The 13,850-nt window shown below is 69.2% G+C and carries 16 protein-coding genes; 10 read left to right on the forward strand and 6 right to left on the reverse strand.

Going from position 1 to position 13,850, the window contains the following annotated elements:
* Positions 1–75: 75 nt before the first annotated feature.
* Positions 76–1,614, forward strand: coding sequence for an SDR family NAD(P)-dependent oxidoreductase (locus QFZ53_RS04165; protein WP_292910581.1), 1,539 nt, complete (start codon positions 76–78; stop codon positions 1,612–1,614).
* A gap of 48 nt (positions 1,615–1,662) precedes the next feature.
* On the opposite strand, the gene QFZ53_RS04170 is transcribed toward QFZ53_RS04165, so the two are convergent.
* Both QFZ53_RS04170 and QFZ53_RS04175 read right to left on the reverse strand, forming a co-directional pair.
* Positions 1,663–2,160, reverse strand: a complete 498-nt coding sequence (locus QFZ53_RS04170; RefSeq protein ID WP_307293841.1) for a hypothetical protein — start codon at positions 2,158–2,160, stop codon at positions 1,663–1,665.
* Entirely contained in the window at positions 2,157–2,495 is a 339-nt protein-coding gene (locus tag QFZ53_RS04175) for a winged helix-turn-helix transcriptional regulator (protein ID WP_307293843.1), read from the reverse strand. Before QFZ53_RS04175 ends, QFZ53_RS04170 begins: the two co-directional genes overlap by 4 nt.
* Positions 2,496–2,570: 75 nt before the next feature.
* Here QFZ53_RS04175 and QFZ53_RS04180 point away from each other — a divergent pair, with 75 nt between their 5' ends.
* Positions 2,571–3,227 carry an FMN-dependent NADH-azoreductase gene (locus QFZ53_RS04180; protein WP_307293845.1) on the forward strand — a complete coding sequence of 219 codons (657 nt, stop codon included), beginning with the start codon at positions 2,571–2,573 and terminating at the stop codon, positions 3,225–3,227.
* A gap of 22 nt (positions 3,228–3,249) precedes the next feature.
* On the opposite strand, the gene arr is transcribed toward QFZ53_RS04180, so the two are convergent.
* The 3 genes from arr to QFZ53_RS04195 are packed head-to-tail and all read right to left on the reverse strand — an operon-like array spanning position 3,250 to position 5,464.
* Positions 3,250–3,660, reverse strand: a complete 411-nt coding sequence (gene arr, locus QFZ53_RS04185) for an NAD(+)--rifampin ADP-ribosyltransferase (protein ID WP_307299353.1) — start codon at positions 3,658–3,660, stop codon at positions 3,250–3,252.
* Positions 3,661–3,681: 21 nt separating this feature from the next.
* Positions 3,682–4,782: a sensor histidine kinase gene (locus tag QFZ53_RS04190; RefSeq protein ID WP_307293847.1), complete on the reverse strand. Its 1,101-nt coding sequence runs from the start codon at positions 4,780–4,782 to the stop codon at positions 3,682–3,684.
* A gap of 10 nt (positions 4,783–4,792) precedes the next feature.
* Positions 4,793–5,464 (reverse strand): response regulator transcription factor, encoded by a 672-nt coding sequence (locus tag QFZ53_RS04195; protein ID WP_292910565.1) that lies wholly within the window; start codon positions 5,462–5,464, stop codon positions 4,793–4,795.
* Between the two features lie 88 nt (positions 5,465–5,552).
* Here QFZ53_RS04195 and QFZ53_RS04200 point away from each other — a divergent pair, with 88 nt between their 5' ends.
* From QFZ53_RS04200 to QFZ53_RS04235, 8 genes are all read left to right on the forward strand, one after another.
* A complete protein-coding gene (locus tag QFZ53_RS04200; RefSeq protein WP_307293851.1) occupies positions 5,553–6,167 on the forward strand; it encodes a M15 family metallopeptidase in 615 nt (204 codons plus the stop codon).
* Positions 6,164–7,279: an alanine racemase gene (gene alr / locus QFZ53_RS04205; protein WP_307293853.1), complete on the forward strand. Its 1,116-nt coding sequence runs from the start codon at positions 6,164–6,166 to the stop codon at positions 7,277–7,279. Before QFZ53_RS04200 ends, alr begins: the two co-directional genes overlap by 4 nt.
* Positions 7,276–8,304: a D-alanine--D-alanine ligase family protein gene (locus tag QFZ53_RS04210; RefSeq protein ID WP_307293855.1), complete on the forward strand. Its 1,029-nt coding sequence runs from the start codon at positions 7,276–7,278 to the stop codon at positions 8,302–8,304. The genes alr and QFZ53_RS04210 overlap by 4 nt, the downstream gene beginning before the upstream one ends.
* Entirely contained in the window at positions 8,301–9,356 is a 1,056-nt protein-coding gene (locus QFZ53_RS04215; protein WP_307293858.1) for an acyltransferase family protein, read from the forward strand. Before QFZ53_RS04210 ends, QFZ53_RS04215 begins: the two co-directional genes overlap by 4 nt.
* Before the next feature lie 179 nt (positions 9,357–9,535).
* On the forward strand, positions 9,536–10,615 hold the full coding sequence (locus tag QFZ53_RS04220) for an ABC transporter substrate-binding protein (protein ID WP_307293861.1): 1,080 nt from the start codon (positions 9,536–9,538) through the stop codon (positions 10,613–10,615).
* Between the two features lie 13 nt (positions 10,616–10,628).
* Positions 10,629–11,471 (forward strand): ABC transporter ATP-binding protein, encoded by an 843-nt coding sequence (locus QFZ53_RS04225; protein ID WP_307293863.1) that lies wholly within the window; start codon positions 10,629–10,631, stop codon positions 11,469–11,471.
* On the forward strand, positions 11,458–12,339 hold the full coding sequence (locus tag QFZ53_RS04230) for an ABC transporter permease (RefSeq protein WP_307293865.1): 882 nt from the start codon (positions 11,458–11,460) through the stop codon (positions 12,337–12,339). The genes QFZ53_RS04225 and QFZ53_RS04230 overlap by 14 nt, the downstream gene beginning before the upstream one ends.
* A complete protein-coding gene (locus QFZ53_RS04235; RefSeq protein ID WP_307293868.1) occupies positions 12,336–13,220 on the forward strand; it encodes an ABC transporter permease in 885 nt (294 codons plus the stop codon). The genes QFZ53_RS04230 and QFZ53_RS04235 overlap by 4 nt, the downstream gene beginning before the upstream one ends.
* Positions 13,221–13,229: 9 nt before the next feature.
* Here the strand turns inward: QFZ53_RS04235 and QFZ53_RS04240 are convergent, their stop codons facing one another.
* Entirely contained in the window at positions 13,230–13,820 is a 591-nt protein-coding gene (locus QFZ53_RS04240) for a nucleoside deaminase (protein WP_307293871.1), read from the reverse strand.
* Between the last annotated feature and the right edge of the window lie 30 nt (positions 13,821–13,850).

Genomic DNA, 13,850 nt, shown 5'->3' on the forward strand with positions numbered 1-13,850 from the left:
GAGCGCGTGCGTCAGGCGACGGCGCCTGCAGCCGACGCGGGCCGACCCTCAGGACTCTCGCGTAAAATCGGCGCAATGACCGACACCGCACCCTTCGACGAGCTCAGAGGCCCAGAGGGGGCCGATCTGGGTGCCGGCGTCGACCCCGACGATCTCGCCACCACGCTGCGCGTCCTCTCCGAACTGCACGAGATCGACAACGAGCATCCCGACTTCATCGCCGTCCGCCACGCCACCGCCGCGATGTTCAAGGCTGTCAAGCGCGTGCGTCGCAAGGAGATCCGCGACGCGATCGCCGAGGCGGACAAGGCCGTCGTCGCCCGCACGGCGACAGGGGCGCCCGACCGCATCGACGACGAGACCCGCGGGAACGACCTCGCCTCGAGCGTCGTCGACGCACCGATCGCGGGCGAGCTGATCAAACCGCGCAACTGCTACATCTGCAAGCAGCCGTACACGCTCGTCGACGCGTTCTACCACCAGCTCTGCCCCGACTGCGCCCGGTTCAGCCATGGCAAGCGCAACGCCCGCACCGACCTCACCGGCAAGCGCGCCCTGCTCACGGGCGGCCGCGCGAAGATCGGCATGCACATCGCGCTCCGCCTGCTCCGTGACGGCGCGCACACCACGATCACGACGCGCTTCCCACGGGATGCCGTCCGCCGTTTCTCGGCGCTGCCCGACTCGGGCGACTGGCTGCACCGCCTCCGCGTGGTCGGCATCGACCTGCGGGACCCTGCGCAGGTGATCGGCCTCGCCGACTCCGTCGCGGCCCAGGGGCCGCTCGACATCCTCATCAACAACGCCGCGCAGACCGTTCGGCGCTCGCCGGGTGCGTACTCGCTGCTGGCGGATGCTGAGCTGCAGCCGCTACCCGACGGACCGCTGCCCGAGATGGAGACCTTCGGGCACACGAACGACCAGCATCCGCAGGCGCTGCAGGCGTCGGTCGACGCGCATCCGCTGCTGTCGGTCGCAGCCCTCGGCGGCACGGTCGCCGAGCAGGGTGGGCAGGCGCTCACGGCCGAAGACCTCGCCCGGCTCGCCATGGCACCGGGGTCGTCGTCGCTCGAGAAGCACGCCGACGGCACTGCGATCGACGCCGGAGGTCTCGTGCCCGACGTCAACCGCGTGAACAGTTGGGTGCAATCGGTCGACCAGGTCGACCCGCTCGAGATGCTCGAGGTGCAGCTGTGCAACACCACGGCTCCCTTCCTGCTCATCAGCCGCTTGCGTCCGTCGATGGCGGCATCCGCATCGCACCGCAAGTACGTGGTCAACGTCTCGGCGATGGAGGGGCAGTTCTCCCGCCGGTACAAGGGCCCCGGCCACCCGCACACGAACATGGCGAAGGCCGCGCTGAACATGCTCACGCGCACCAGCGCCGGCGAGATGCTCGAGACCGACGGCATCCTGATGACCGCCGTCGACACCGGCTGGATCACCGACGAGCGTCCGCACTTCACCAAAGTGCGCTTGGCCGAGGAGGGTTTCCACGCCCCGCTCGACCTCGTCGACGGCGCAGCCCGCGTGTACGACCCGATCGTGCGCGGCGAGGCCGGCGAAGACGTGCACGGTGTGTTCCTGAAGGACTACGAGCCCAGCCCCTGGTGAGTCCGGCCGTCTAACCGCGGCGCATCCGGCGGAGCATCCAGGGACGAACTACGGATGCCGGGACTGCACGACGCGCACGGTCACTCCGGCGATCACGAGAAGCAGACCGGGGATCGCGAGGAGGACGGCGCCGACGACCGTGAAGAACGTCACCACCGGTCCGACCGTGAACCGGCCGTCCGTGACGGGCCCGTTGCACGTGATCGTGCCGGGGCCGGCAACCCCCACCGAGAAGCTTCCCTGGGAGTCCCACGCCTCGGGCAGCACCAGGCCTTGCTGTGTCATGTCGGGCCTCAGCTGCAGCACACCACCCCCGGGGAACGTGCCGGAACACTCGATCTCGCTCCACTGATCGGAGGGTGTGACGTAGATCGCGTGGTCGCCCTCCGTCAGCTCGACGGTGAGATCCTCGCCGAAGGCGGCGGGCGGCGCGAGCCGGAATCCCGGGCTGAACGCGATCGCGGCGGCGCTGAGCAGGACGAGCGCGCCGAGCGCGAGCAGAATCCACCAGGCGCGGCGTGGTCGTCGTGCCCGGGGGATCGTCATCGCGCGCGGATCTCGAGGTTTTCGGCGGCCCAGGTGCCGAGCTGGTCGAGGATCGGCAGCAGCCCCCGGCCGCTCGCCGTGAGGGAGTAGGAGACCGCGACAGGAGGCCCGGCGTCGACCGTGCGGACCACGAGTCCGGTATCAGCGAGCTCGGCGAGCCGATCGGACAGCACGGTGTCGCTGATTCCGGCGACCGCGCGGCGCAGCGCGACGAAGGTCGAAGGGCCTCCGCCGAGCGACGAGATGATCATGCCGTTCCAGCGTTTGCCGAGCACGCTGAAGGCGAGTGTGACTGCGGCGTCGCACACATGCACTTCTTCGTCGATCTCGGCCATGCCTCCATCCTACCTGTGCTACGTTAACCGCTGTTGCTAAGAAAAACAGAGCGACTACGAAATCGAAAGGTTGACATGACCCTGTTCCGCCTGGATGCCAGCATCCTTCCCGCGTCGTCCGCCAGCCGCGCACTCGCCGACCTCGTCGAGGCCGAGTGGACGGCATCCCACCCCGACTCGACCGTCACCCGCCGCGACCTCGCCGCCGACCCGGTGCCGGCCACGACATGGGCGGATGCCGTCACCGGAGGCTTCGTCGAGGCCGAGCACCGCACGCCCGCGCAGAACGATGCGCGAGCCCTCGCGACCGCCTTCGCGGATGAGCTCATCGGCGCAGACGCCCTGCTGTTCGCCGTGCCGCTCTACAACTACGGCGTCTCGCAGCACTTCAAGACCTGGTTCGACCTCGCCTACACCGACCCGCGCATCGACCCGAGCGGCACCGCCCTCCGTGGCAAGCCCGCGACGCTGGTGACCGTGCTCGGCGGCAACTACGCCCCGGGCACGCCCAAGGAGGGCTGGGATCATTCGACCGGGTGGCTCCGCCGCGTCCTCGAAGACGTCTGGGGGCTCGACCTGCGCGTCGTGCAGCGCCCGTTCACACTGGTGGGCGTGAACCCGGCTCTCGATGCCTTCACCGACACCGCACAGGAACTCAAGGCTGCCGCCGAGAACGACGCCGTCGCCTACGGGCGCGAGATCGCGGCCCTGCGCGGTTCGCAGGTGGCCTGACCTCAGCGGGGCACGGTGCGCCTCAGTTGATGATCTCGGCGTGCTCGTCGTCGCGGATCGCGGCCAGCCGATCGCGCCACGTCTGCAGCGCCTCCGGCGTGAGGCGGGTCCAGTCGGTGACCTCCTCGACGATGCGCAGAGGGTCGGCGCTGCGATACGACCGGGTGGGATTACCGGGGAACTTCTTGTCGGTCACGTTCGGATCGTTCTCGAACGGACCGGTCGGCTCCACGAGATACACCCGGGGTTCACCGTCGCCGGCGGCCAGTTCGGCCGCGAGCCCCGCGCCATCGCGCAGAGCCGTGAAGTAGATGTGGTTCATGACGACCTCGGGCCGGTAGTTCGACCGGAAGCCCGCTGTCAGCAGGTCGCCCGGTGCGAGTTCGGCCTTCGTGCCGTGGAAGAACGGTCCTTCGTCCAGTGCATCATCCAGTGCATCGCTCACCGCGACAGCCTAGGCCGAGGCGGCGGGCGCGTACAGACCCGGGTGCGGATGCGGCAGCCACACCGTGACGTTGAGACCGCCGCCGACCCGGGGTGTGAGCACGAGCGACCCCTCGTGCGCCTGCGCGATGCGCTGCACGATCGCGAGGCCCAGCCCGGCGCCGGCGTGGTCGTCGTCGTGGGTGCGGGCGACACCCCGCTGGAAGGGCTCGGCGAGGGTGGCGACGAGCGCGGGGGAGAGCGTGGGGCCGGTGTTCTCGACCACGACCGCCACGGCCTGATCGAGGGAGTGGGTGCGCACCGTCACGGCGCCGCTCTCGGACACGTTGTGCACGATCGCGTTGTGCACGAGGTTGGTGATCAACTGCTGGAGCAGTGACGCGTTGCCGACCGCGTGAGCCGCGTCTCCGCCGACGTCGATCGTCACCGCCCGCTTGTCGGCGAGCGGGAGCAGGGACTCCACGGCCTCCTCCGCGAGCAGAGACAGGTCGACGCTCTCGCGCGTGAACGCCCTGCGATCGGCGCGGCTGAGCAGCAGCAGCGCCTCGGTGAGCTCGATCGCCCGGGCGTTCACCTCCTGCAGGCGGTCGATCAGCGCGTCCACGTCGCGCTCGGGATCGACGCGGGCGACCTCGAGCACGGTCTGCGAGATGGCCAGGGGCGTGCGCAGCTCGTGCGAGGCGTTCGCCGCGAAGCGCTGCTGCTCGGCCATGTTCTGCTCGAGCTGGTCGAGCATCGAGTCGAACACGTCGGCGAGGTCGCGGAACTCGTCGCGTGGTCCCTCCAGCGCGACGCGGTGCGAGAGCGAACCCTGGGCGGCGAGCTGGGCGGCGTAGCCGATGCGGTTGAGCGGCGCCAGCATCCGCCCCGCGAGCCACCATCCGCCCGCCCAGCCGATGACGATGAGCACGATCAGCACCATGGCCGCCACGGGTCCGAACGCCCGCAACAGGTCGGAGCGATTGGGGATGAACGTGTCGGGGAGGAGCTGAGGGATCTGGACGTCGGGCACGTAGCGCAACAGGAAGAAGCCGACCACCGCGAGAAGCAGCACTCCCGACACCACCACGATGCCCGCATAGCTCAGGGTGAGCTTCATGCGTGCGGTCATGCCGCGGCGCCTAGGCATCGGCATCCGCTCCGATGCGGTACCCGACACCGGGAACCGTGAGGATCAGCCAGGGCTCGCCGAGACGTTTGCGCAGCGATGAGACGGTGATGCGGACGGCGTTCGTGAACGGGTCGGCGTTCTCGTCCCAGGCGCGCTCGAGCAGCTCCTCGGCGCTGACGACTCCGCCGTCGGCTCCCACGAGCACCTCGAGCACAGCGAACTGCTTGCGCGTCAGCGCGACGTAGCGCCCGTCGCGGAAGACCTCGCGACGGAAGGGATCGAGGGTCAGACCGGCGACCTCGAGTACGGGAGGGCGTGCATGCTGACGGCGCCGGTCGAGCGCCCTCAGACGCAGCACGAGCTCGCGGAGTTCGAAGGGCTTGGTGAGGTAGTCGTCGGCGCCGATCTCGAAACCGGTCTCCTTGTCATCCAGACGATCGGCGGCGGTGAGCATGAGGATCGGGATGCCGCTGCCGGAGGCGACGATCCAACGGGCGACGTCGTCGCCGGAGGGGCCGGGGATGTCGCGATCTAGCACCGCGAGATCGTAGGAGTTGACGCTCAGCAGCTCCAGGGCGGTGTCGCCGTCCCCGGCGATGTCGGCAGCGATCGCCTCGAGACGCAGTCCATCGCGAACCGCCTCGGCGAGGTAGGGCTCGTCCTCGACGATCAGCACTCTCATGGGTTCCGAGCATACGCACCCGGGCATATCGGGAGTGTATGAAAAAGCGCATACGCCGTCGCAACACGCTCCCTTCTTCACTGGAAGCATGAACAACAGCCGCGCACTCAGACAGCGACGCGTCACCGCCACGATCGGTCTCTCGCTGCTCGCCGCGATCGTGATCACTTCGATCATCCTGATCGGCCAGCAGACGTCATCGCCCGCCTCCGCGACCGTCGGAGCTCCGCTCAGCGACGGGCAGGTCGGCGAAGACGACGGCAAGATCGACGAAGCCGACCGGATCTCGGTGTTCGCCGAGACCCCGGCGGTCTCGAACCTCGACCCCGCGCTGCTCGCCGCCGTGCGGAACGCCGCGACCGCTGCCGAGCAGGACGGCGTGCGCCTGCACGTCAACAGCGGCTGGCGGTCGGCCGAGTATCAGGAGGAGCTGCTGGCGGACGCCGTCGAACGGTACGGCTCGGCGGAGGAGGCGTCGCGCTGGGTCGCGACGCCCGAGCGCTCGGAGCACGTCTCGGGAGACGCGGTCGACCTCGGCCCCGTGGCCGGGCAGGACTGGCTCTCGCGCAACGGCGCCGAGTACGGCCTCTGCCAGATCTACGGCAACGAGCCCTGGCACTTCGAGCTGCGTCCGAGTGCACCCGCGAACGGCTGTCCGCCCATGTACGACGACCCCACTGCCGACCCGAGGACCCAGCGATGACCCTTCTGCTCGCCCCGCGCCTGTCACGCCTGCACGCGCCCACGCTCACCACGCTCCCCTCGGCGATCGCGGCCAACGTCGAGCGCGTGCGCTCGACCACCGACGCGCGCATCATGGCCGTCGTGAAAGCCGACGGTTACGGCCACGGGGCGGTGGCCGTCGCGACCGCGGCCGTCGCCGCAGGCGCCGAATGGCTGGGGGTGACGGATGCGGCGGACGCGGCAGAGCTGCGAGACGCGGGCCTCGACGTGCCGATCCTGGCCTGGTTGAACCCGGCCGGTGTCGACGCCGTGCAGGTCTCCCGCGATCGTGTCGACGTCGCCGTGGGTTCGGTCGAGGAGCTGCGACAGCTCGCGGCCGACGCGATGACGCCCGTCCGCGTGCACCTGCACATGGACACCGGGATGTCGCGCGGTGGGTGCCCGGTCGAAGACTGGGCCGAGCTGCTGAGGGTGGCGCGCGCGGCTCAGGGGCGCATCGAGGTCGTCGGCGTGATGGGCCATCTGCCCCGTGCCGACGAGGCCGATCCCCGCGCGAACACGGCGGCGGTGCTGAGGATGCGGCATGCGCGCGACGCCGTGCTGCGTGCAGGCTACGGGCCGCTGCTCGTGCATCTGGGGGCGACCGCCGGCGCGCTCACCGACCCATCGACGCACTTCGACCTCGTCCGGGTGGGGGCGGGGCTCGTGGGGATCGACCCATCCGGCACGGTCTCGCTCGACGGGGCGTCGAGACTGACGGCATCCGTCGTGCACTCGTCGCTGGTGCGGGCGGGCACCTCGGTCGGGTACGGAGAAACATACGTCACGCGGCATGAGACCAATCTCAGCGTGATCGGCGTCGGCTACGCGGACGGGATTCCGCGGGAGCTGTCGGAGGGGGCGGGTGTCGAGATCGGGGGGTCTCGGCATCCGATCGTCGGAAGGGTGTCGATGGATCAGATCGTCGTCGACACCGGAGACCGGGCGTTCCCGCGGGGAGCGACCGCGACCTTGTTCGGGCCGGAGGGCGGCGCCGTGCCCAGCGTGCAGGAATGGGCACGCTGGGCGCAGACGATCCCGCACACGATCGTGACGGGCATCGGCCCGCGCGTGCAGAGGAGCAGAGCATGAGGGTGCTGGTCATCGGCGGAGGACGGAACTCGGAGCACGAGGTCTCTCTCGCCTCGGCCGCGGCTGTCTCGGAGGCGTTGCGTGCAACCGATCACGATGTGCGGACAGTGACGATCGGGAGGGACGGGGTGTGGGATGCCGCGCCGGACGCCTCCCCGGCCGGGTCACTGGCTGCGGCGATGCCGCTGCTGGCCTGGGCCGACGTCGTGTTCCCCGCCGTGCACGGCGCACTCGGGGAGGACGGCGCGCTCGCCGCGCTGTGCGCATTGGCGGACGTACCCGTGGTGGGGTCGGGGCCTCGGGCTGGCGCGATCGGGATGGACAAGCACGCGACGAAGCTCGTCGCGAGAGACGCGGGCATCGCGACTGCGCCGGGCTTCGTGATCTCCTCCTCGGCGATCGGCGACGTGGAGTTCGAGGCGCCGGTCGTCGTCAAGCCCGTCTCGGCGGGATCGAGCTACGGCGTGAGCCTGGTGCGCGAGCCGGGAGAACTTCTCGAGGCCCTGCGCACGGCCGCCCGATTCGACGACCGGATCCTGATCGAGGAGGTCATGCAGGGGAGGGAGATCGACGTGGCGGTGATCCGCGAAGCGGGCGGCGTGCGCTGGGCGGCTCCGCCGCTGGAGATCCACGCGGCTGGCTTGTTCGACACGGCGATGAAGTACGACGGCAGCGCACGCTTCACCGTGCCCGCTGCGTTGACGGCGGCCGAGACCGGGATGCTGTCGCGCGCCGCGGTGACGATGTTCGATGCCCTCGGCTGCGCCGGTGTCGCACGCATGGACTTCTTCCTCGCCGACGCGGGGCCGGTGCTGAACGAGGTCAACACGATGCCGGGACTCACCGCGGCGTCGCAGGCGCCGCGCATGTTCGCTGCGGCCGGGGTGTCGTACCCCGAGCTCATGGACAGGCTCGTGCGCGCGGCGGTCTCGACGACCGGGGAGCTCCGGTCGTCGAGCGAGCGGGTGCCGGCGAGCGAGACGAGGCGCGGTGCCCGCGCGCACGCAGCCGGTGCGCGGCGGTGACCACGAAGGTTCGCGAGGGCTGGCCCGACGTCGCGAAGGGTGTGTGCATCATCCTCGTGGTGCTGTGGCACGTCGTCACGAAGCAGGCGATCGACATGCCGGGCGCCGGTGCGGTCACAGATGTCTGGTCGACGGTGAACGCGCAGCTGCTTCCGTTGCGGATGCCGTTGTTCTTCCTGATCTCGGGAATGTTCGCCGTACGCGCCGTGACCGCGATCGACGGAGCGAGCTGGCGGCGCCGATCAGCGCGTCTCGCTTCGGTGTACGTCATCTGGGTGCTCATCCAGACCTTCGTGCTCGCACTGACCCCCGACTTCGACACTGCCAGGGCGTCGGATGCCGGCGAACTGCTGGCGCAGCTGACCGTCAGCCCGACGAACCTCTGGTACCTCCTCGCCCTCGCCGCGTACCTCCTCATCGCCCGGCTGACACGGCAGGTGCCGACGCCGGTGCTGCTGCCCATCGCCTTCGTCGCGTCGGCGGCCGCGGCATCCGGAGTCCTGCCCGACCTCGGCAACCTCTGGCAGGTGGTGCAGAACCTGTTCTTCTTCCTCGCGGGGATGCGTCTTCGAGGCGCGGTCGAGGCGTTCGCGAGGAGCTCGCGGCCATCGCACCCGTTCATGCTCGGAGCGGCATATGCCGTGTGCGCCGCCGCCGTCGGCGTACTCGGCATGAGGCAATGGCCGGGCGTGTGGCCGATGCTGTCGGTGGTCGCAGTGGCCTTCGGAGTGGCGACGTGCGCCGTGCTCGATCGGCGCGCCGGAGCGATCGCCCGACCCTTGAGGTGGGTCGGACGGCGAACGCTGCCGATCTATGTGCTGCACATGATCCCGCTCGCACTGATCGACGCGGGTATCCGTGCGACGGGTATCCGCACGACGCCGGTGATCGAGGCGGTGCAGCCGCTGGTGCTGACGTCGATCGTGATCGCGATCTGCCTGGGCGTGCACGCGGTGCTGCGGCGTTGCGGCCTCGGTGTGCTGTTCGATCCTCTGCCGCTGGCCGACCGCCTGCGCGGACGACGACGAGCGGTGAGAGCGATCCAGACGTGACGACGGGGCGCGGATGTCCGGCGTGGCAGGCTCAGCGGCCATCGGCAGAAACGTAATCGGGCGGAAACACGAGACCCCTGCGACCGAAATCTCCATCGCCTACCGTCTGGAACAGCGCAGTTCACGAGGCATCATGCTGCGCCTGTCCACCCGATCGTCTGCACCCTGGAGCACAGCACATGACCTCACTTCTCTCTCGGCGCGCGTTGCGCGTCCTCTCCGCGGCCTTTGCTGCGACCATCGCCGCCACTGCGCTCGCGGGGTGCGCATCAGGCGCAGACCCGGCTACGGCCGGCTCCTCGGCGGACTCGGATGCCGGTCTCGGAGACCTGACCGTCCAGCTCAGCTGGGTGAAGAACGAGGAGTTCTCGGGTGAGTTCTTCGCGGACTCGAAGGGCTATTACACCGACGCCGGACTCGGCACGGTGACTCTGGTGCCCGGACCTTCGACCGGCGCGGCGGAGCTCATCTCCGGCAGTGCGGATGTCGCGCTCTCGGATGCCGTCTCGATCGGTTCGGTCGTGGCATCAGAAGGCGCTCCGCTCAAGATCATCGCCACGACCTATCAGAAGAACCCGTTCACCGTGCTGTCGCTGGCGGGCGGCGCCGACATCGCCACGCCGAAGGATCTGATCGGCAAGAAGATCGGCGTGCAGGACTCCAACAGCGCGCTGTTCAAGGCTCTGCTCGCAGCCAACGGCATCGACGAGTCCGAGCTGACCATCGTGCCGGTCCAGTACGACCCGGCGCCCCTGATCAGCGGCGAGGTCGACGGTTTCATCGCCTATCTCACGAACGAGTCGATCACGGTCGCGGCCTCCGGCACCGAGGTCACGAACCTCCCGTTCGCCGACAACGGCCTGCCGTTCGTCGCCGAGACCGTGACGGTGACAGATGACGCGATCAAGAACGACCGCGAGAAGCTCAAGGCCTTCCTGGTCGCAGAGATCAAGGGCTGGACGGACGCCGTGAACGATCCCGCTGCCGGGGCGGACCTCGCCGTGAGCGAATACGGCAAGGACCTCGACCTCAACCTCGACAACTCCATCGCCGGCGCGACCGTGCAGGCCGAGCAGCTCGTGGTCTCGGACGAGACGGCCGAGAACGGCCTGTTCACGATCTCGGACGCCCTCCAGAAGGAGACGATCAAGAGCCTGGCCGGTGCCGGCATCACGCTGAAGGCGTCGGATCTGTTCGACATGTCGCTCCTGGATGAGGTCTACAAGGAGAACCCCGAGCTGATCGCATACGCGGGCTGATCGGAGCTCGACCATGACGCAGCCGATCCTCACGACGGATGCCGTGCAGTCCGGTTCTCAGGGCGATGTCCTGGGAACCGGACTGCAGATCTCGGGATTGAACAAGGTGTTCGCCTCAGGGCGCAAGAGCGTCGCCGCGCTGGCCGACGCGAATCTGCACACCGAGCAGGGTTCGTTCCTGTCGCTGCTGGGACCGTCGGGATGCGGCAAGTCCACGATCCTGCGGATCCTCGCGGGCCTCGAGACCCCGACCAGCGGCACGACCCGCGTCGACGGCAAGAGCCCGAAGGAGCTCCGCGCCGAGAGCGGGCTCGGCATCGCGTTCCAGGACTCGGCGCTGCTTCCGTGGCGCAGCGTGGTCAGCAACATCCGGTTGCCGTTCGAGATCGCGGGGCTCCCGGTCGACAAGGACTACGTCGCGGAGATGATCGCGCTCGTAGGTCTTCAGGGCTTCGAGAAGGCCAAGCCCTCGCAGCTCTCGGGCGGTATGCGACAGCGCGTCTCGATCGCCCGATCGCTGATCCTCAAGCCGGAGGTGCTGCTGTTCGACGAGCCGTTCGGCGCGCTGGACGACATGACCCGGCAGAAGCTCAATCTCGAACTGCTGCGCATCTGGACCGAGAAGCCCGCGACGACCCTGCTGGTCACGCACGGCATCTCGGAGGCGATCTTCCTCTCGGACTACGTAGCGGTGATGAGCCCGCGACCCGGTCGCGTCAAGAAGGTGCTCAAGATCGACCTGCCGCGTCCGCGGACACCCGAGATGCTGCGGACCCCCGAGTTCCACGCGTATGTGGACGAGGCGTCCGAACTGCTGTTCGGCGAGGGAGGAGCCGCCGCGGATGACCACCACTGAGAGGGTGCAGGCGGACGGCTCGGCCGAGTCGCAGCGCGGGGGCGCGCCTGGCGCGCTTCGACGAGGCCGGCCGGTGCGGTGGCAGAGCATCGCGCTTCCCGCCTGGCTCGCCGGACTCATCGGCGGCGTCGGAATCATCATCCTGTGGTGGGTGATCGCTGCGGTGTACGTCGCGCCGACCGGTGCGCGCCCGATCCCCACACCGTTCGAGGTCGTGGCGAGTTACGCCGAGAGCGGCTGGGAGTTCTACTGGCGCAACTTCTCGGTCACGTTGGCAGAGGCCGGGATCGGGTACCTCTGGGGCAACGGCATCGCGTTGATCCTCGCGGGCATCGTGCTCGTCGTCCCCCGCCTCGAGGGTGTCGCCATGCAGCTCGCGATCATCACCTACTGCATCCCGATCGTCGCGGTGGGGATGCTGGCCATCGTGATGATCCCGTTCCCCAAGCCTGGCGAGCCCAGCGGTACGGCCGTGCTGCTCGCCGCGCTCTCGGTGTTCTTCACCACGGTCGTGGGGGCGCTTCTGGGGTTGAAATCGGCCGATCGCACGAGCCTCGACCTGATCGCAGTGTACGGCGGGGGCCGTCTCGCGCAGCTGGTCAAAGTGCGTCTCATCGCGGCGCTGCCGGCGATTCTCGGCGCCCTGCAGATCGCCGTCCCCGCCGCCTTCCTCGGTGCCGTGCTCGGGGAGTTCTTCGGCAAGATCGAGACCGGCGTCGGCATCGCCATGACTCTGGCCCAGCAGGGTTCGAACGCCCCCGTGGTGTGGGCTCTCGCGCTCGCCAGCGGGGCTGTCGCGCTCGTCGGCTTCGCCCTGGTCGGAGCCATTGCGCGCGCCGTCGCGCCGTGGTCGAAAGGAGCAGCATGACCACGCTGACCGCAGCTCAGGAGCAGCAGCGGGCCTCGCCGGATCGCAGCGATTTGAGCCGAGACGTCCGCCGCGCGGCTGCGCGCGGGGTGCTCAGCGCCCTGGGCGGGAGTCTGCTGACGTTCGCGCTCACTCTCGTGACCGTCGTCGTGCTCTGGGTGGGGGTGCTGGCGATCTTCCGCATCTCGCCGCTCATCGCCAAAGGGCCTGTCGACGTGTGGAACTTCTTCGTCACCGTGCCGGCCGCGGAGGCCAATCGCGCGCTCATCGCGGGCAACCTCGCCGTGACTCTCGGTCATGCGTTCATCGGGTTCGTCGCCGGCCTGGTGGTCGCCGTCATCGGCGCAGGAGTGTTCCAGCTCAGCAAGGGGATCGAGCACGCGCTGATGCCGCTCGCGATGCTGCTGCGGTCGGTGCCGCTCATCGCGATGGCGCCGGTCATCATCATGATCTTCCAGCGCGGCTGGCTGACGATCGCGGTCATCGGAGGCATCGTCGTGCTGTTCCCGGCGCTCGTGAACATCTCCCTGGGGTTCAGGTCGGCCCCGCCGCAGATGAACGACCTCGTCGAGGTCTACGGCGGCGGAGCCTGGTCGAAGCTCCGCAAGGTCGCGATGCCCTCCTCGCTGCCGGCGTTCTTCGCCGCCGTGCGCATCTCGGTGCCCGGCGCCATCACGGGGGCGCTGCTCGCAGAGTGGCTCGCCGTCGGCGGCGGCATCGGCGGGTCCATCGGTGGATTCGTGCCGCAGGCGCAGTTCACCGCCCTCTGGGCGTCGGTCGTCGCCGTCACCGCGGCTTCTCTCGTCCTATACAACGTCGTCCAGATCGCTGAAGACGTCGTGCTCGCGCGCATGGGCATGCATTCGCAGAAGAGCGTGTAGAGGGAGCGTCTACTCGACTGCTCCCCGCGCGTTGTAGACGACGGAATCGCTCGCGCCGTAGGCGCGGTACACCGCGACGGCATCGTCATGACCGACGCCGATGGTCACGCGGATGCCGCGGTCCTCGAACTGCTGCGCCCAGTCCTCGACGACCGGTCCCTCGTCGAATCCGGTGAGTTCTTCGAGCAGAGCGCCCTCGCCGGCGACGACGAGCGAGCGGACGCCGCTCCACATCGTCGCGCCGTAGCACTGCACGCACGGCCGCCAGTTGACGATCAGCGAGAGGTCGGCGCCGTCGGCGCCGAGATCCCAGCGGCCGAGCGCCCGCTGCGCCAGGCTCAATGCCGTGACCTCGGCGTGAGCGGCGGTCAGGCCGGAGCTCAGCACGACGTTGACCCCGACCGACACGAGCTCTCCGCTCGCCTCGTCGACGACGATCGCGGCGAACGGCCCGCCGTTGCCGGCTCGCCAGTTGCGATCGGCGAGGTCGTTGACGAGCCGCATCCGCTCTTCGACGGAGGGCAGCCGCCGAGGCACATCGGGAAGCTCGTCGATCAGCCAGTCAGGCAAGGAAGCCGCGAAAGCGGTGGCGAGTTGCATTGTCGGACTCCTCCTGGTCGGGGCTGGCCT

The sequence above is a fragment of the Microbacterium natoriense genome, from assembly GCF_030816295.1.
Taxonomy (GTDB): Bacteria; Actinomycetota; Actinomycetes; order Actinomycetales; family Microbacteriaceae; genus Microbacterium; species Microbacterium natoriense_A.